The 16,727-nt window shown below is 69.4% G+C and carries 18 protein-coding genes and 1 pseudogene; 12 read left to right on the top strand and 7 right to left on the bottom strand.

The genetic code is table 11. The features are described from left to right. Positions 1–41: 41 nt before the first annotated feature. Positions 42–878: an alpha/beta fold hydrolase gene (locus ITJ62_RS06140; protein WP_086472353.1), complete on the top strand. Its 837-nt coding sequence runs from the start codon at positions 42–44 to the stop codon at positions 876–878. Between the two features lie 101 nt (positions 879–979). Here ITJ62_RS06140 and ITJ62_RS06135 read toward each other — a convergent pair whose 3' ends face one another. After that, entirely contained in the window at positions 980–1,858 is an 879-nt protein-coding gene (locus tag ITJ62_RS06135; RefSeq protein WP_194600092.1) for a helix-turn-helix transcriptional regulator, read from the bottom strand. A 135-nt stretch (positions 1,859–1,993) separates the two neighbouring features. Here ITJ62_RS06135 and ITJ62_RS06130 point away from each other — a divergent pair. The 3 genes and pseudogenes from ITJ62_RS06130 to ITJ62_RS06120 form a co-directional block, all read left to right on the top strand. Further along, positions 1,994–2,881, top strand: a pseudogene (locus ITJ62_RS06130) (aldo/keto reductase); the annotation flags it as partial. A gap of 65 nt (positions 2,882–2,946) precedes the next feature. Then, positions 2,947–3,240 (top strand): hypothetical protein, encoded by a 294-nt coding sequence (locus ITJ62_RS06125; RefSeq protein ID WP_194600091.1) that lies wholly within the window; start codon positions 2,947–2,949, stop codon positions 3,238–3,240. 53 nt (positions 3,241–3,293) lie between these two features. Beyond that, complete coding sequence (locus ITJ62_RS06120) at positions 3,294–3,692, top strand: AraC family transcriptional regulator (RefSeq protein ID WP_370581847.1); 399 nt, start codon at positions 3,294–3,296, stop codon at positions 3,690–3,692. 9 nt (positions 3,693–3,701) lie between these two features. Here ITJ62_RS06120 and ITJ62_RS06115 read toward each other — a convergent pair whose 3' ends face one another. The 3 genes from ITJ62_RS06115 to ITJ62_RS06105 form a co-directional block, all read right to left on the bottom strand. Continuing rightward, entirely contained in the window at positions 3,702–4,160 is a 459-nt protein-coding gene (locus tag ITJ62_RS06115; protein ID WP_194600087.1) for an NUDIX hydrolase, read from the bottom strand. Between the two features lie 91 nt (positions 4,161–4,251). After that, positions 4,252–4,635, bottom strand: a complete 384-nt coding sequence (locus ITJ62_RS06110) for a cupin domain-containing protein (protein ID WP_194600085.1) — start codon at positions 4,633–4,635, stop codon at positions 4,252–4,254. Between the two features lie 84 nt (positions 4,636–4,719). Beyond that, positions 4,720–5,277 (bottom strand): dihydrofolate reductase family protein, encoded by a 558-nt coding sequence (locus ITJ62_RS06105; protein WP_194600083.1) that lies wholly within the window; start codon positions 5,275–5,277, stop codon positions 4,720–4,722. 121 nt (positions 5,278–5,398) lie between these two features. Between ITJ62_RS06105 and ITJ62_RS06100 the strand changes: the two genes are divergently transcribed. Then, entirely contained in the window at positions 5,399–5,872 is a 474-nt protein-coding gene (locus ITJ62_RS06100; protein ID WP_194600081.1) for a GNAT family N-acetyltransferase, read from the top strand. Positions 5,873–6,013: 141 nt separating this feature from the next. Then, on the top strand, positions 6,014–6,523 hold the full coding sequence (locus ITJ62_RS06095; protein WP_194600079.1) for a hypothetical protein: 510 nt from the start codon (positions 6,014–6,016) through the stop codon (positions 6,521–6,523). On the opposite strand, the gene ITJ62_RS06090 is transcribed toward ITJ62_RS06095, so the two are convergent. Continuing rightward, a complete protein-coding gene (locus tag ITJ62_RS06090; RefSeq protein ID WP_194600077.1) occupies positions 6,478–6,882 on the bottom strand; it encodes a VOC family protein in 405 nt (134 codons plus the stop codon). The two genes, ITJ62_RS06095 and ITJ62_RS06090, sit on opposite strands and share 46 nt — an antisense overlap. Positions 6,883–6,935: 53 nt before the next feature. Next, complete coding sequence (locus ITJ62_RS06085; RefSeq protein ID WP_194600076.1) at positions 6,936–7,424, bottom strand: MarR family winged helix-turn-helix transcriptional regulator; 489 nt, start codon at positions 7,422–7,424, stop codon at positions 6,936–6,938. A 96-nt stretch (positions 7,425–7,520) separates the two neighbouring features. On the opposite strand from ITJ62_RS06085, the gene ITJ62_RS06080 reads away from it, so the two are divergent. Then, positions 7,521–8,312 carry an SDR family NAD(P)-dependent oxidoreductase gene (locus ITJ62_RS06080; protein WP_194600075.1) on the top strand — a complete coding sequence of 264 codons (792 nt, stop codon included), beginning with the start codon at positions 7,521–7,523 and terminating at the stop codon, positions 8,310–8,312. 68 nt (positions 8,313–8,380) lie between these two features. Here the strand turns inward: ITJ62_RS06080 and ITJ62_RS06075 are convergent, their stop codons facing one another. Then, entirely contained in the window at positions 8,381–9,271 is an 891-nt protein-coding gene (locus tag ITJ62_RS06075; protein WP_194600074.1) for a MurR/RpiR family transcriptional regulator, read from the bottom strand. Positions 9,272–9,473: 202 nt separating this feature from the next. Here ITJ62_RS06075 and ITJ62_RS06070 point away from each other — a divergent pair, with 202 nt between their 5' ends. From ITJ62_RS06070 to ITJ62_RS06050, 5 genes are all read left to right on the top strand, one after another. Continuing rightward, positions 9,474–10,799, top strand: coding sequence for an MFS transporter (locus ITJ62_RS06070; RefSeq protein ID WP_370581846.1), 1,326 nt, complete (start codon positions 9,474–9,476; stop codon positions 10,797–10,799). A gap of 8 nt (positions 10,800–10,807) precedes the next feature. After that, positions 10,808–11,959 (top strand): anhydro-N-acetylmuramic acid kinase, encoded by a 1,152-nt coding sequence (locus ITJ62_RS06065; protein ID WP_194600320.1) that lies wholly within the window; start codon positions 10,808–10,810, stop codon positions 11,957–11,959. 87 nt (positions 11,960–12,046) lie between these two features. Further along, complete coding sequence (gene murQ, locus ITJ62_RS06060; protein ID WP_194600072.1) at positions 12,047–12,943, top strand: N-acetylmuramic acid 6-phosphate etherase; 897 nt, start codon at positions 12,047–12,049, stop codon at positions 12,941–12,943. A 19-nt stretch (positions 12,944–12,962) separates the two neighbouring features. After that, positions 12,963–13,748, top strand: a complete 786-nt coding sequence (nagB, locus tag ITJ62_RS06055) for a glucosamine-6-phosphate deaminase (protein WP_370581845.1) — start codon at positions 12,963–12,965, stop codon at positions 13,746–13,748. A 118-nt stretch (positions 13,749–13,866) separates the two neighbouring features. Beyond that, entirely contained in the window at positions 13,867–16,695 is a 2,829-nt protein-coding gene (locus tag ITJ62_RS06050) for an FAD-binding and (Fe-S)-binding domain-containing protein (protein WP_370581844.1), read from the top strand. The last annotated feature ends 32 nt before the right edge of the window (positions 16,696–16,727 follow it).

Raw genomic sequence — 16,727 nt, 5'->3', positions numbered from 1 at the left:
TCCGAGCGCGGCTTGGCTCGACATGAGCTTGGAGGTCAGTCATGCCATTCGTGACAACGGACGACGGCACGGAAATCTACTACAAGGATCTGGGCGACCCGGCGGCGCAGCCCATCATGTTCCACCACGGGTGGCCGCTGTCGTCGGACGACTGGGACGCGCAGGTGCTCTTCTTCCTGTCGAAGGGGTACCGCGTGGTGGCCAGCGATCGGCGCGGACACGGGCGGTCCTCGGAGATCGGTTCAGGCCACGACATGGACCACTACGCCAGCGACGTGTCGGCGGTCGTCGAGCACCTCGACCTGCGCAACGTCGTCCACATCGGGCACTCGACGGGTGGTGGCCAGGTCGCGCGGTACGTCGCCAAGTACGGCGAGCCGCAGGGTCGTGTGGCGAAGGCCGTCCTGGTCTCGTCCGTGCCTCCGCTGATGGTGCAGACCGACGCCAACCCCGAAGGGACGCCCATCTCGGTCTTCGACGGCTTCCGGAGCGCGCTCGCTGCGAACCGGGCGGAGTTCTTCCAGGCCGTGGCTTCGGGCCCGTTCTACGGATTCAACCGAGACGGTGTCACCGTGTCCCAGCCGGTCATCGACAACTGGTGGCGTCAGGGCATGACCGGCAGCGCCGTGGCGCACTACGAGGGCATCAAGGCGTTCTCCGAGACCGACCAGACCGAGGACCTCAAGGCGATCTCCGTGCCGGTCCTCTGCATGCAGGGTGACGACGACCAGGTCGTGCCGTACAAGGACGCCGTCATCAAGCAGGCCGAGCTCCTCAGCAACGCGACCCTCAAGGTCTACGAGGGCTTCCCGCACGGCATGCTGACCACCCACGCCGACATCATCAACCCCGACCTCCTCGCCTTCATCGAGCAGTAAGGGAACCACCACCGGAGACGGACGGCGCACCCGGGTCAGCTCGGGTGCGCCGTTCGCGCGATGGCCGAGTCCGGCCGTCGCAACGCCCGGCGATCGACCGATCAGCGGCTGGGCCGTCGCTCGAACGCGACACGCCCAGACTCCGCCCAGTTGGCGAGGAGTTGCATGCGGTCGGCGGAAGCGGATCCGGGCTCGGCGGAGAAGACGAGCATCTGCAGGCCACGATCTGAGGCCAGGTCCATGCTCTGGTAGTTGAGAGCGAGATCGCCGACGATCGGATGGTGGACGTTCTTGGACCCACCGCGGTGCTCCCGGACGTCGTGGGCACCCCAGAGCTTGCGGAACAGGTCGCTGCGCGTGGACAGCTCGCCGACGAGGTCGCTGAGTTCCCGGTCGTAGGGTGAGCGGCCGGCTTCGGCGCGGAGGATCGCGACGATCTGATGAGCGTTGCCCTCCCAGTCTTGGTAGAAGTTCTGGGAACGCTGGTCGAGGAACACGAACCGCGCCGCGTTCACCGGTGGGCTCACGTCGTCGAACATCTCAGAGAACAGCGCCCGACCGAGCGTGTTGGTGGCGATGGCGTCGAGCCGCCCGTTCTGCACGAAGACGGGAACCGTGGACATCGCATCGATGGTCTGTTGCATGCCAGCCGTCAATGTCGTCATACGGGTCTGTCGCCGCTGCGGACGAATTCCGGCGTTCGCAGTGCGGATGAGCCCGGCGAGGTGCGAGTGCTCCGCCTCGGTGAGCTGCAGGGCGCGGCTGACCCCGTCGACGACGGCTTCCGAGACCCCGGTGGCGTTTCCTCGCTCGAGCCGCTTGTAGTACTCGGCGCTCATTCCTGCGAGCAGGGCGACCTCCTCGCGGCGGAGCCCGGGCACTCGGCGCCGACCGCCGTAGTCGGGCAGTCCGGCCTGCGACGGCGTCAGCTTCGCCCGGCGCGAGGTCAAGAACTCGCTCAGGTCGTCGTGGATGTCCATGCATCGACGGTACGCCGGCTCACCGCCGTGAGAGGGGCCCTCCTGGTGCACCTGTAGACCGGGCCTCGCTCACCCGAGCGCCGAGCGGTTGACTCGGAGCATCACCCCTCGACAGACACCACCGGCGGCGGGCTCGACGACGACGAATCCGTCCGCACCATCCACCGCGCCCTCGAACTCGGCGTGACGCACATCGACACAGCTGAGGTCTACGGGCCGTTCCACAGCGAGGAGGTCGTCGGACGAGCCATCGCGGGGCGTCGCGATCAGGTCAAGCTCGCCACGAAGTTCGGGCTCGTGTCCCATTCCGGCAAGCAGGGTCGTGTCGCCGACAGCTCGGCGGCGAACGTGCGGGCGGCCGTCGAAGGGTCGCTTCGGCGACTCGGCACCGACCACATCGACCTCTACTACCAGCACCGCGTCGATCAGCACACGCCCATCGAGGAGACGGCGGGCGCCGTCGCCGAGCTGATCGCTGAAGGCAAGGTGCTGCACTTCGGGCTCTCCGAGGCTTCTGCTGAAACGATCCGCCGTGCGCACGCTGTGCAGCCGGTGTCGGCGCTGCAGACCGAGTACTCCCTGTGGACTCGCGAGGTCGAGACCGACATCCTGCCTCTCCTCCGCGGGCTCGGGATCGGGTTCGTGCCGTACTCCCCGCTCGGCCACGGCCTCCTCACCGGGCAGCTGCGTTCGTCCGACGACATCCCCGAGGGCGACTGGCGCAAGACGAACCCGCGGTTCACTCCCGAGAACTTCGGTCGCAACCTGGCGATCGTGGATGAGGTCCGGGCCATCGGCGCTGAGATCGGTGCCACGCCGGCCCAGACCGCGCTGGCCTGGCTCCTCACCCGCGGCGACGACATCGCGCCCATCCCCGGAACACGACGGGTCTCACGGGTCGAGGAGAACACGGCCGCCGATGCCGTGCAGCTCAGCCCCGAGCAGGTCGAGCGGTTGAGCACCCTCACCCCTGCGGCCGGTGCTCACCACGATGACGCCAACATGGCCTCGATCGACCGCTGAGCACACCGTCGCGAGACGTGTTAGACACGAGGCATCCGCCTCGTTTCCGCAGAAGGAGTTCCCAGATGAGTCAGCGCTCCAAACGCTCCACGAGACAACGCCGAGACGAGGAGCGGCGCGCGGCTGAACGCCGTCACCGGCGCCGCGCCTGGCTCATCTTCGGTGCCGTGGTGATCGTCGTGCTCGGGGTCGGAATCGCCTTCGCCATTGTGTCGGGAGAGCTCGGTTTGATCCTCAGCGCGGCCATCGGTCTGCCTGCTCTCGCCGGCGTCGCGGCAGCGATCCAACATCGGCTCCTGCAGGGGGATGACGCCGAGGACAACGACCTCTACGCCGCAGGGAACACGTGGGTCGGATGACACGAGACGCGACCGATTTCCCACGAACCCACTACCTCGGCCGGATCGATGTCGTGACGCTCGACGACATCGCCGCCTTCAGCCAGGACGTCGCACTCGACATCGGGCAGGTGCAGGCGGCATGGCCGGCGTTCGAGAACTCGTTCGACTCGCTGCAGGGCCGCAGGATGATGGGCCTGATCTACGGAGGAAGTGACAGGTACCGCATGGCGTCCGCGCGGCTGGACCGGGATGCCGACAACCCGCTCGGCCTGGACGAGACTGTGATCCCCGGCGGCGACTACCTCAGGCTGCGTCTTCGCGGCGAGGCGCCCGGCGTCTACGCCCGGATCGGCGACGCCTTCGACGTGCTCTTCGACCTCGCCGATCACGACGAAGACCGCCCCCACATCGAGCACTACCGGCGCGAGGGCGAGGTCGACTGCCTCGTTCCGGTCAGGTCGCCCAGCTGAGCTGTCGGCTCAGCCCACCAACGGGAACCAGTGTCGGTCGCGCAGCTGATGCTCGTCATCGTCGAGTCGCACCCATGTGCCGTGAGCCTTCGGAGTCGCGTCCGAAGCCCACACGCCGAAGTGGGCGACCGGTGCCGGCCAGTCGTATCCGTCGGCCGGTGCCTCCACGACGTTGCGTACGGCGCCGATGAAGTGCGTGCCCGTGTGCTCACCGGTGATGCGTTGCGCCAGTTCACGAACGGCCGCCGTGCCGTCGACATCATCGGATGCAGCCTCGAGCATCGGCAGATCGAGCCGCCCTGTGCCCTGCCTCGGCACGCAGAACACCTGGTCGGAGTCGCGCAGGAGCAGGCGCACGACCGCCATCGGCCGGGGTGGCGTCGTCCGGCGGACCACCTCGGCCCGGCCTCCGGGAGGAAGCCACGGCGCGTCGTGCGTCACATGGACGAGCGTCTCGTCTTCGTTCACGCCGCGAGCGTACCCGAATCGAGGGAGCGTCCTCCGACCCCCGCCCGCGCATCCCGACCGGCGGCGTTCACGAGCTGTCGGGCGCCGGACGTCAGCGGAAGTCGCCCAGCTGGCGCTCGACCGGTACCGTGCCCTCGACGATCACGTCACCGGTGTGCGCGGTCGTGACGGTCTCGATCAGGACGATCTCGACCTCCTCGTCGGCGATGGGATTGTGCTGCACTCCCCGCGGCACGACGAAGAACTGGCCCGGCGTGAGCACGACCTCCTCATCGTCGGGGAGCTGGATACGGAGCGTGCCCGAGACGACGAGGAACATCTCGTCCTCGTTCGCGTGGTCGTGCCAGACCAACTGACCGAGGAGCTTCGCGACCTTCACGTATTGATCGTTGACCCGGCCGACCACTCGAGGAGTCCAGTGGGCCTCGACCTGTCGGAGTTCGGCGGCGATATCGATTCCGTGGAGAGGGGTCATGCGTCCATCCTCTCCCGGCTGGAGTGCGCGTGCGGACGTCCCTCTTCAGCAGGGGCACCGAGCATGGGCGTTCTGGCGACGACGTCACGCCGGCCGATACCGCATGGCGACCGCGCCTGAGCGGAACTCGCGGCGGTCCACGAGTTCGAGCTCGATGCGCTCACGCAGCCCTGCGAGCAGGGTCGGCCCACGCCCGGCGAGCACCGGCTGCACGAGGAACTCGTACTCGTCGATCAGTCCCAGGTCGGCCAGCGCGAGCGGCAGGGTCACCCCGCCCACCCACAGGCCCTCGCCCGGTTCCTGCTTGAGCCGCCGAACCGCCTGGTCGAGGTCACCTCGGACCAGCTCCGCGTTCCAGTCGGCGTCTCTCAACGTGCTCGAGACGACGTGCTTCTCCGCCCGGTCGATGGTCTCCGCGAAGGGCACCTGCCACGGCTCGACCCAGTCCGGCAAGGTGCCGGAGGCCGGGCTCCGCCAGGCGGACTCCATCATCTCGTAGGTCACCCTGCCGAACAGGAGGGCGTCCGCCCGCGCCAGCTGCGCGGTCCAGTACTGCATCGACTCCTCGTCGGGCGGGAGTCCGGCCTCGTGATGACAGCACCCGTCGAGCGTCACGTTGATCGAGTATCGGAGTGGTCTCATCGCACTGCGCTCCCTCACGGATCGACGGCCTCCCGACGCTGGGAACCCGTCTTGCCAGCGAACCACGTCGCTGATCGGATGTCGATCACGTGTGTCTCGTCGCCCTGTCAGACTGGCGTCGATGATCATCCGCACCGAACGAACCACCCTCGAACCGATCTCACCGGCGCTCGCGCGACGCATCGTCGAACGCGACGAGCGTGACGGTGACGCCTGGCACCCGGAGTACCCCTTCGCCGATGAGCTCGGCCCGCTCCGCGGTCTCGCGGAATCGACCGTCAGCGACCCGATCTTCACGATGTACCTCATCCGTGATGCCGACGGTTCGGCCATCGGTGGACTCGGCTTCTTCGGGCCGCCCGACAGCGACGGTCGCGTCGAGTTCGGCTACGGTCTCGTTCCCGCCGCTCGCGGGGTCGGACTCGCGACGGAAGCGGTCGTCGGCGCGCTGTCGTTCGCCGCAGCGCACGGCGCAGAACGGGCGGCCGCTGAGACCGACGTCACGAATGTCGCATCCCAGCGGGTCCTCCTGAAGGCGGGACTCGCAGAGACCGGACGCACGGCCACGACGGTGTCGTTCGCGCGCGAACTCTGAGAGGAGATGCAAACCATGGTCGAGGCCTGATGCCTCCACTCGCCCGCGCGACGTGAGGAGACCGTCGGGGTTCCGGGGATCGACGTATGGATCCCGTGAGGACCGCGACTCGAGCGGGTGGCGAGGCGTAGACCGGAGGTCATGACCCTCACGACGATCCTGCCTTCACTCCGCCGCAGCATCCCGGACCCGTTCGTCCCCGACCGCTGGCCGGCACACACCCACCTCAGCACCACGGACGTGATCGTCGACGACGTTCCGATGCTGCGCCTGGTCGAGCAGTTCGGAACCCCGTGCGTCCACTCGGCGACAGCGGTGATCCCCGGCACGGGTGGATACCCCTCGCCCGTCGAGCAGACCTCCGTGGTCGTCATGCGCGTCGTCGGTGCGACGTTCGGCGAGGACGGCCATCACCTCATCCTCGACGCCTGCCTCTCAGACGTCGAACCGTGCTGGTCGGAACTCCGGCTGATCGGGCGAGCGTCGACGACGCACACGGTGTCGTTCCACCTCGACAGCGCGGCAGGAACCGAGCAGCGCGTGCTACTCCCCCGCGACCTCGCGCCCGGCGACCTGCTCGCCGTGCCGTGTCGCGGCGAGGTCGCTCAGTCGGTCGGCTCGGCGTCGGGCTTCATCCAGAACGGCGAGTAGTGGTACCCGTCGGGGTCGTCGAACTGGCGCTGGTACATGAACGGGTAGTCGTCGGTGTCGCCGATCCGTCCGCCTGCGGCGCCGGCCCGCTCCACGAGCTCGTCGACCGCCTCGCGGCTCCCGAGGTCGAAGGAGACCGTGACCTTCGAGGGCGTGTCCGGTCCACCGATCAGCTCCTCGGTGCCGCCGACGCTCGCGTACATCTCGCGGCTGCCGAGCATGACGTACTGCTCGGGCGCGATCTCGAAGCAGGACACCTGGTCGGTGGACATCGCGGCGTTGCGGGTCCAGCCGAGGGCGTCGTAGAAGGCGGTCGCGCGTTCGACGCTCTCGACCGGACACGTGATGAAGAGGCTCATGCGGTCAAGCTACGCCCGGCGTGAGCGCGCCCACAAGGGCGTTCTTCCGAGGTTCACTCGGACGGCGCCCATGGCACGGTCGGATCGATCGCCGTCGCGATCTTCGCGCTGATCTCAGCCAATTGCCCCACCTGCGCCTCCGTGAGCGAGCCGAAGACGAGCTCCTCGACCAAGGCGTGGTGCGCGGGCGTGGACCGGGCGACGTGGGCGTGGCCGCCGTCCGTGAGGACGGCGAGGGTGAACCGACCGTCGGTCGGGTCGACCTCGCGTCGCACCCAGCCCTGCTTCTCCAGCCGCGAGATCGCGCGGGAGAGCCGAGAGAGCGTGCTACTCGCGTACCCGGCGAGTGTGCTCATCCGGAGCGTATGGTCCGGGGCTGTGTCGAGCGCGAAGAGCAGCCCGTGCTCGTAGTGACTCAGTCCGCTGTCGCGCTGCAGCTGGGCGTCGAGCGCCGCGGGAAGCCGCTCCAGCAGGGTGGCGACGGAGGCCCAGGCCGCGAGCCGCTCGCCGCCGAGGGCGGGACGTTCGGCGGAATCGGTCATGGGGCAAGCCTATTCGACTTGCTTGAGCAAGTGAACCGACCTAGAGTGACTTGCCTGAGCAAGTGAATCAGCGCATCGCCGATAGAGGGAGACGACATGGACCTGCAGCTTCGAGGCAAGACGGCCTTCATCAGCGGATCGACCGGTGGCATCGGCGCAGCCATCGCCCGGTCACTCGCCGCGGAGGGCGCACGGGTCATCGTCAACGGGCGCTCCGAGCAGGCGGTGGGCGACATGGTCGCCGAGCTTCGGCGCACCCACACCGATGCCGGCCACGACGGGATCGTCGCAGATTTCGCCGATCCCGCCTCCGTCGAGCGACTGCTCGGCGACCTCGGCGCTGTGGACATCCTCGTGAACAACGTGGGCCAGTTCGGTCTCGCGGAATTCGAGTCCATCTCGGACGACGAGTGGTCCAACGTCCTCGAGGTCAACCTGATGAGCGGCGTCCGGCTGTCCCGGCACGCCCTGCCAGGCATGTTGGATCGAGGCTGGGGGCGCATCCTCTTCGTCAGCAGCGAGTCCGGGGTGAACATCCCCGCCGACATGATCCACTACGGCGTCACGAAGGCGGCGATGATCGCCCTCGGCAACGGACTCGCGAAGCGGACCCGCGGCACCGCGGTGACGGTGAACACGATCCTCGGCGGCCCGACATACTCCGACGGCGTCGCCGAGACGGTCGAGTCCATCGCCGCATCCCAGGCCGCACCGGTCGACGCCGTGAAGGCCTCGATCATCGGTCGCAACACCACCACCCTGCTCGAACGGTTCATCGAACCGCAAGAGATCGCCTCACTGGCGGCCTACCTCGCGAGCCCACTGGCATCGGCGACGAACGGTGCGGCCCTCCGGGCAGACGGCGGAGTGCTGACCGGGATGCTCTAGGCGCAGGCCGGTCGCGATGGCAACCCTCGCGGTCGACGAGCTGCTGTGCCGAGGGCCCGGCACCGACGTCACTCGGAGGAACGACGCTCCCGAACCGCGTCGAAGGTCCGCTGCAGCGCACCGATGGACGCCTCGGAGTCGACCTGGGCGACGCCGATGAAGAGGCAGTCGACGACCATCAGCTGTGCGATCCGACTGCCGAGCGCTCCCGAGCGGAACGCCGTCTCCCGCGCTGACGTCTGGAGGACGATGTCCGCGTTGGTCGCCAGAGTCGACTCCGCGTGGTTCGTGATCGCGATGGTCGTCGCGCCGGAGCGGGCCGCGAGCCGGAGGTAGTCGACGGTGTCAGCGGTCGCGCCGGAGTGCGAGATCGCGACGGCGACCGCCTGCTCGTCGAGGATCGCCGCAGCGGTCCAGGCGGCATGCGGGTCGGGCCATTCGAGCGCCACCCGTCCGATCCGCGAGAGTTTCCGCTGCAGGTCGACGGCGACGATGGAGCTCGCTCCGACACCGAAGATGTCGACCCGGCGAGCGCCGGCGACCGCGGTGACCGCACGCGTGAGGGCTGCCGTATCGAGGGCCTGAGCGGTGTCGGCGATCGAGAGGGATTCGTTCGCGGCGACCTTCGCGACGATGTCGTCGAGGCTGTCTCCGGCGACGATGTCGGGCGACTGCACGTTCGTCCCGGCGAGCGCGAGCCGCTCGCGGAGGTTCTCCTCGGTCAGGTCGTGTCGGAAGTCCTTGAAGCGGTCGTAGCCGATCTTGCGCGTGAAGCGCACGACCGTCGTCGCCGACGTCGACGCCTCTTCGGCGATCTCGGCGACCGACCGCGTCGCGAAGGCGCCCGGGTCGGCGAGCAGCGATTCGGCGATCCGCCGCTCGGAGGGACGGAGCTCGTCGAGACGGGCGCGCACCTCGGTGGACACCGCCCGTGATGTCCGGTGGACGTCGGCTCCCATCGGTGCTCCTCTCGACCGTCAACACTGTACCGCCGGCACCCACCGGCCGGATGTATGGAAATTACCATCCATCATTGAATTGTGTATGTTTGTTGCACCGACTCGCGACCAGTGCCCTCCTCAGGTGCGGACTGGCCGACACGTGTAGCGGAGTACCGCGGGTGCTGCCGGCATGCACGATCCAGGAACCAAGGGAGGTCCCGTGACCAGCTCCACACCACGCAGCGACGTGATCAGCAGCACCGCCCGACGCCGGGCGATCGTCGCCGGCAGCGTCGGCAACTTCATCGAGTGGTACGAGTTCGGGATCTACGGGTTCCTCGCCACGATCCTCGCCGCGCAGTTCTTCAGCGACGGCCAGCAGACCGGCTTCGAGTCGCTCATCGCGACCTACGCGTCCTTCGCGATCGCCTTCTTCTTCCGCCCGGTCGGGGCGGCGCTCTTCGGCCGGATCGGCGACCGGATCGGGCGGAAGCCGACGCTCATCCTCGTCCTGGTCATGATGTCCGGGGCGACCGCACTGATCGGCATCCTGCCGACGTACGCCTCGATCGGCATCGCGGCACCCATCCTGCTCACCCTCGTGCGCATCCTGCAGGGCCTCTCCGCCGGCGGTGAGTTCGGCGGCGCCGTCTCGGTCATGACCGAGTTCGCACCGGCCGGGAAGCGCGGCTTCTACGGATCGTGGCAGTCGTTCACCGTCGCACTCGGACTCCTCGGCGGCGCCGGCACCGTCGCGCTGCTGTCGTCCCTGCTGTCCGAAGCCGATCTGGCGGCGTGGGGCTGGCGGATCGCCTTCCTGCTCGCCATCCCCCTCGGCGCGGTCGCCCTGTTCCTCCGCCTGAAGCTCGAGGAGACCCCGGAGTTCCAGAAGGTCGCCGCCGCAGACACCACCGACGTCGCCAAGCCGGTGGTCGTGCGTGCGGGTGCTGCAGAGACCGCCAAGGCGATCCTCCTGGGGATCGGTCGCCTGATGGGCTGGTCCGCCGCGGGTTACACCTTCCTCGTCGTCATGCCCTCGTACCTCCAGAGCAGCCTCAACGCGTCCTTCCAGGAGGCGCTGATCTCCACCGTGCTCGCGAACGCCGGCTTCGCCGCGACGATCCTCCCGGCCGGCTGGCTGTCGGACAAGATCGGTCGGCGCTGGGTGATGCTCGCCGGCACCGGGCTCATCGTGATCCTGGCGCTACCCCTCCTCAACGTGCTGCAGAACCCGGACCTCGGCGTCGGTGTCCACGGCCTCGCCGTGTTCGTCGCCGGAGCGGTCGTCGGCCTGATCGCAGGCCCAGGCCCCGCCATGCTCGCCGAGATGTTCCCCACCTCCGTGCGGTACACCGGTCTCGGACTGTCCTACTCGATCTCGAACGCGATCTTCTCGGGCAGCGCCGGCCTCATCATCACCTCGCTGATCGCCTCGACCGGCAACGTCGACGTCCCGGCCTACTACGTGATGGCGACCTGCCTCGTGAGCGCGATCGCCATCGCCACGCTCCGCGGGACCGCCCACCGGACGGAGCTGCGCAAGTGAGCCGCCCGATGCGCGTCATCGGTCTCATGTCCGGCACGTCGCACGATGCGATCGACGCCGCCGCAGCCGAGATCAGTGCGGACGGCGACACCCTCGTCGTCCGCCCGCTCGGGATGCTCACCGCCGGGTACGACCCGGAGCTGCGAGCCGCGATCACCGCCGCCCTGCCACCGGCGACCACCAGTGTCGACGACGTCTGCCGGTTGGACACGCGGATCGGGCAGGCCTTCGCGGATCTCGCGGTCCGAGCGGTCGCTGAGCTCTGCGACGGTGACGCCGACCTGATCGTCTCCCACGGGCAGACGATGTACCACTGGGTCGAGGACGGCCGGGTCGAAGGCACGCTGCAGCTCGGCCAGCCGGCCTGGATCGCCGAGCGCACCGGTTGCACCGTCGTCGCCGACCTGCGTTCGCGTGACGTCGCGGCCGGTGGGCAGGGTGCTCCGCTCGTCAGCATGATCGACGCGCTCTGGCTGGGCGGTGAGACCGCTGCGGCCGTCAACCTCGGCGGCATCGCCAACGCCACCATCGTGCGGCCGGGCCAGGACCCGATCGCCTTCGACAGTGGACCGGCGAACGCGCTCATCGACGCCGTCGTCGCCGAGCACACCGGCGGCGCCCGGCAGTTCGACGCCGACGGCGAGCTCGCCGCACGTGGCACCGTCGACGAGGAGACGCTCGACCTCCTGCTGCGCGAGCCGTACTACCAGCGGCCCGCCCCGAAGTCGACGGGCAAGGAACTGTTCCACCTCGACTACCTCCGCGAGCAGCTCGCCGGCCGCCCGACGCTTCTGATCGAGGACCTCGTCGCGACCCTGACCGAGCTGACCGCACGGACCGTCGCCGACGCCGTCCGCGGGGTGGAGCGCGTCATCCTCGCCGGTGGTGGAGTGCGCAATCCTCAGCTCGTCGCGCGCATCCGGGCTGCACTCCCCGAGGCCGACGTCGTCAGCAGTGACGACGCAGGCCTCCCGTCCGATGCAAAAGAAGCGCTCGCCTTCGCCGTCCTCGGCTTCCTGACGGTGAACGGCCAGGCGGGGTCACTCCCCTCTGCCACCGGCGCCTCGCACGGCAGCGTCCTGGGCGCGATCGTCCCCGGACACTCGCTCCCCGCGCGGACGCTCGACGGGCCGCCTCGCTCGCTGCGGTTCGAAGCATGACCGTCGACAGCCCCACGGACCACCACGACGGCGTCAGCCCGTCCGACCCAGAACGGAGGGCCGTTCGTGCCTGAAGCATCGAGTACCTTGGCAGCGCTCTCCACCGAGGGACGCAACCCGCGCACGGTCGACCTCGACACGCTGGACACGCTCCGGCTGCTCGAGGTGATCAACGACGAGGACCGACTCGTCGCCGACGCCGTCCGTGCGGAACTGCCGAGCATCGCGCGCGCCGTGGAGCGCATCACGGAGGCTCGCCGGCAGGGCGGGCGACTGATCTACCTCGGCGCGGGGACGAGCGGCCGGATCGGACTGCTCGACGCGGTCGAGTGCCCGCCGACCTTCGGCACCGACCCCTCCGAGGTCGTGGGGCTCATCGCCGGGGGTGAGCACGCGTTCGTCGTCGCCGTCGAGGGTGCCGAGGACGACATCGAGCTCGGCGCCTCGGAACTCATCGCGGCCGATCTCCGCCCCACGGACGTCGTCGTCGGTCTCGCGGCCAGCGGTCGCACCCCGTACGTCATCGGCGGCCTGCGCTACGCACGCCACCTGGGCGCGGGGACGATCGCGGTGTCCTGCAATCGGAACGCCAGGATCAGCGCCGAGGCGGACATCGCCATCGAGGTGATGACCGGCCCCGAGGCGCTCACCGGTTCGACCCGGCTGAAGGCCGGCACCGCACAGAAGCTCGTGTGCAACATGCTGTCCACCGCGTCCATGGTGCGCTCGGGCAAGGTCTTCTCCAATCTGATGGTCGACGTGAAGCCGACGAACGAGAAGCTCGTCGACCGCGCGCAGCGGATCGTCGCGGACGCCACCGGCGTCGAACGGTCGATCGCCGACGCCGCCCTGGAGCAGGCCGGCTCGCACGCCAAGACCGCCGTCGTCATGCTCCTCGCCGACGTGGACGCAGCGACGGCCGCCCGGCTGCTCGAATCGCATGACGGCGACGTCCGCTCGGCCGTGGCCGCGGCGAGCGCCTGAGCAGGAACGAGAGGACACCGTGGAGATCATCATCCTTCCCGACGCCGCCGAGGTCGGTCGCGTCGCCGGCGCGAAGATCGCGTCGATCGTCGCCGGGCGGCCCCAGTCCGTCATCGGGCTCGCGACCGGGTCCAGCCCGCAGGGCATCTATGAGGAACTGGCCCGTCGCGTGCAGGCGGGCTCGCTGTCGTTCGCCGAGGCCCGCGGCTTCGCGCTCGACGAGTACGTGGGTATCCCCGCCGACCACCCCGAGTCGTACGCCAGCGTGATCGCGCGCGAGGTCGTCGCCCCGCTCGGCTTCGACCCCTCACGCGTCCGCGTCCCGGACGGCCGCGCCGCAGACCTCGCGGCCGCCGCGAAGGAGTACGACCGGGCCATCGCCGAGGCCGGCGGCATCGACGTGCAGATCCTCGGCATCGGGTCGAACGGGCACATCGGGTTCAACGAGCCGACGTCGTCGTTCGCGTCACGCACGCGCATCAAGACCCTCGCGCCGAAGACCCGCCAGGACAACGCCCGCTTCTTCGACTCGCCCGACCAGGTGCCGACCCACTGCATGACGCAGGGACTCGGGACCATCCTCGAGGCGCGCGAGCTCGTGCTGGTCGCCCAGGGTGCTGGGAAGGCCGACGCCGTCGCGGCCGCCGTCGAAGGACCGCTCAGCGCGTTCGTCCCCGGGTCGGCGCTCCAGCTGCACGAGCACGCCACCGTCGTCGTCGACGAGGCAGCGGCATCGGGGCTGCGGTTGTCGGACTACTATCGCTACACCTACGACAACCGGCCGGACTGGCAACGCTTCGAATGAATCGGCCGGGCGATGGCCGACGACGCCCCATCCTCTGAGGCGTCCGGCCACCGCAGCCGCAACCCAGCACCCCGCTCCCCTGCACCCCGCTGACGCCCGCATTCGAGAAGGAAGCCTCGTGGCACACCCGACCACCGTCCCACCCCTCATCACCGAAGCCATCGGCGAAGCCGTGGGTGACCCCTCCCGGATCCGCACCCGGGCGATCGACCTGGCCGCGTACGCCGGGGATGCATCGCACTACCTGCTGACGCCCGAGGCGGTCGTCATCGCGGAAAGCGCTGCCGAGGTCGCATCGATCCTCCGGGCGGCGACGCGGTCCGCCGCGCCCGTCACGTTCCGGTCGGGTGGCACCAGCCTGTCCGGTCAGGCGTCCGGTTCCGGCATCATCGTCGACACCAGGCAGCGGTTCAAGTCCATCGAGGTGCTCGACGACGGCAAGCGCGTCCGGGTGCAGCCGGGGGCGACGGTGGCGCAGGTCAACGCGCGACTCACGCGACTCGGCTACCGTCTCGGTCCGGACCCGGCGAGCGAGGTGGCGTGCACGATCGGCGGCGTCATCGCGAACAACTCGAGCGGCATGGCCTGCGGGATCGACGAGAACACCTACCGGACGCTGGAGTCGATGGTGTTCGTCCTCCCGTCCGGCACGACGATCGACACGGCCGATCCGACTGCCGACCGACAGCTCCACGAAGCGGAGCCGGAACTCGCCGAGGGCATCGAGCGCCTCCAGCGCCGCGTGCGATCGGACCCGGCATCGGTCGCGTCCATCGAGCGCCAGTTCTCCCTGAAGAACACCATGGGGTACGGGATCAACGCGTTCCTCGACTTCGAGTCGCCCGTGGACGTCCTGCAGCACCTCATCATCGGCTCGGAGGGCACGCTGGCGTTCGTCGCCGAAGCCACCTTCCGCACCGTCCCCGTCCTCCCACTGGTGTCGACGGCGCTGGCCGTGTTCCCCTCTCTCGACGCGGCGACGCGCGCGCTGCCCGAGCTGGTCGCGTCCGGAGCCGCCACGCTCGAGCTCATGGACGCCACCTCCCTGACCGTCGGGCAGCGTCTCCCCGGCAGCCCGGCGGAGATCCAGGGCTTCACGCCGCAGGATCATGCGGCGCTCCTCGTCGAGTACCGCTCCGAGGACGCCGTCGAACTCAGGGACCGCGCGACGGCGGGCGGTGTGCTCCTGAACGGTCTGGACGTGCACGCGCCGGTGGTGTTCTCGAGCGATGCATCCCAGCGGTCGCGCGCCTGGGCGCTCCGGAAGGGCCTCTACGCCTCGGTCGCGGGAGCGCGTCCCTCCGGCACCACGGCCCTCCTCGAGGACATCGTCGTCCCGACCGCCGCCCTCGCAGACACCTGCGCGAGCCTGCAGGAGCTCTTCGTGCAGCACGCCTATCGCGACTCGGTCATCTTCGGCCACGCGAAGGACGGCAACATCCACTTCATGCTGACCGACCGGTTCGAGGGCGATGCAGCCCTCGGCCGGTTCAACGGCTTCACGGAACAGATGGTCGACCTCGTCCTCGAAGCGGGCGGCAACCTGAAGGCCGAGCACGGCACGGGTCGCGCCATGGCACCGTACGTCCGCCGGCAGTACGGCGATGAACTGTACGGGGTGATGCTCGAGCTGAAGCGGTTGGTCGACCCGGCCGGGGTGATGAACCCCGGCGTGCTGATCGACGAGGATCCCAAAGCGCACCTCCAGGGGATCAAGCTCCAGCCGACCGTCGAGGAGGAGGTCGACCGCTGTGTGGAGTGCGGGTACTGCGAACCCGTCTGCCCGAGTCGCGACCTGACGCTGACGCCGCGGCAGCGCATCGTCGTCCGCCGCGCCGAGGAGTCCGCTCGCGCTCGCGGTGACATCGCCCTCGCGGAGGAACTCGCGGACGACTACGACTACGCCGGCGTGCAGACCTGCGCCGTCGACGGGATGTGCCAGACGGCGTGCCCGGTCCAGATCAACACGGGCGCGCTGGTCAAGCGCATCCGGCGCACGGAGGCGGCTCCGGTCGCCGCCGCGGGCTGGAAGGCGGCTGCCACCGGCTGGGGGCCGGTCACGCGGATCGGTTCGGTCGCGCTCTCCGGCGCGAAGCTCCTGCCGGCGCCGGTGGTCGGCGCGGTGACGGACGTCGCGCGTGCCGTCCTCGGCGCGGACACCGTGCCGAAGTACTCGGGCGATCTGCCGGGCGGCGGACGCTCGCGGAAAGCACTCGGTCGGACGGTGGGCGCCGGTGACGGTCCGACCGTCGGCATCTACGTCCCGGCGTGCGTGAACAGCATGTTCGGCGCGGCGGACGGTGGGGACGGCGTCATGGGTGCCTTCACCCGGCTGCTCGAGCGGGCGGGCCTGAGCATGATCGTGCCCGACGTCGAGTCGATCTGTTGCGGCACCCCGTGGTCGTCGAAGGGGTTCGCGTCCGGTGCTGCGGTGAACGAGCAGCGCACGGTCGAACGCATCCGAGCGGCCGTGGCCGACAGTGGCCTGGTGGTCGTCAGCGACGCGTCGAGCTGCACGGAGGGCTTCGCGAAGCTCCTCGGCGAGAGCGGCGTGGTCGTCGAGGACGCGGTGGCCTTCGCCGCCCGGGAGATCCTGCCGCGGGTCGACGTCTCTGCGCAGATCGAGCAACTCGTCCTGCACCCGACCTGCTCCTCACGGCAGATGGGCCTCGACCCGGATCTCGTGCTGATCGGCGAAGCCGTGGCCGAGCGCGTGCACGTCCCGGACGACTGGGGCTGCTGCGCCTTCGCCGGCGACCGCGGCATGCTGCACCCCGAGCTGACGGCTTCCGCAACGAAGGCCGAGGCCGCCGAGGTCGCCGCCCTGGGTGCCGACGCGCACGCGTCCTGCAACCGCACCTGCGAACTCGGGATGACCCGCGCAACGGGCGAGGACTACCGCCACGTGCTCGAGCTGCTGGACGCCGCGTCGGCCGACCCGACCTAGGAGACACTGCGCCGCGCTGCCGTTCTGATCCC

This window comes from Plantibacter sp. VKM Ac-2876, assembly GCF_015350715.1.
Classification (GTDB): domain Bacteria; phylum Actinomycetota; class Actinomycetes; order Actinomycetales; family Microbacteriaceae; genus Plantibacter; species Plantibacter auratus.
Note: the sequence above shows the minus strand (reverse complement) of the source record. Positions and strands in the feature narration are given on the sequence as shown.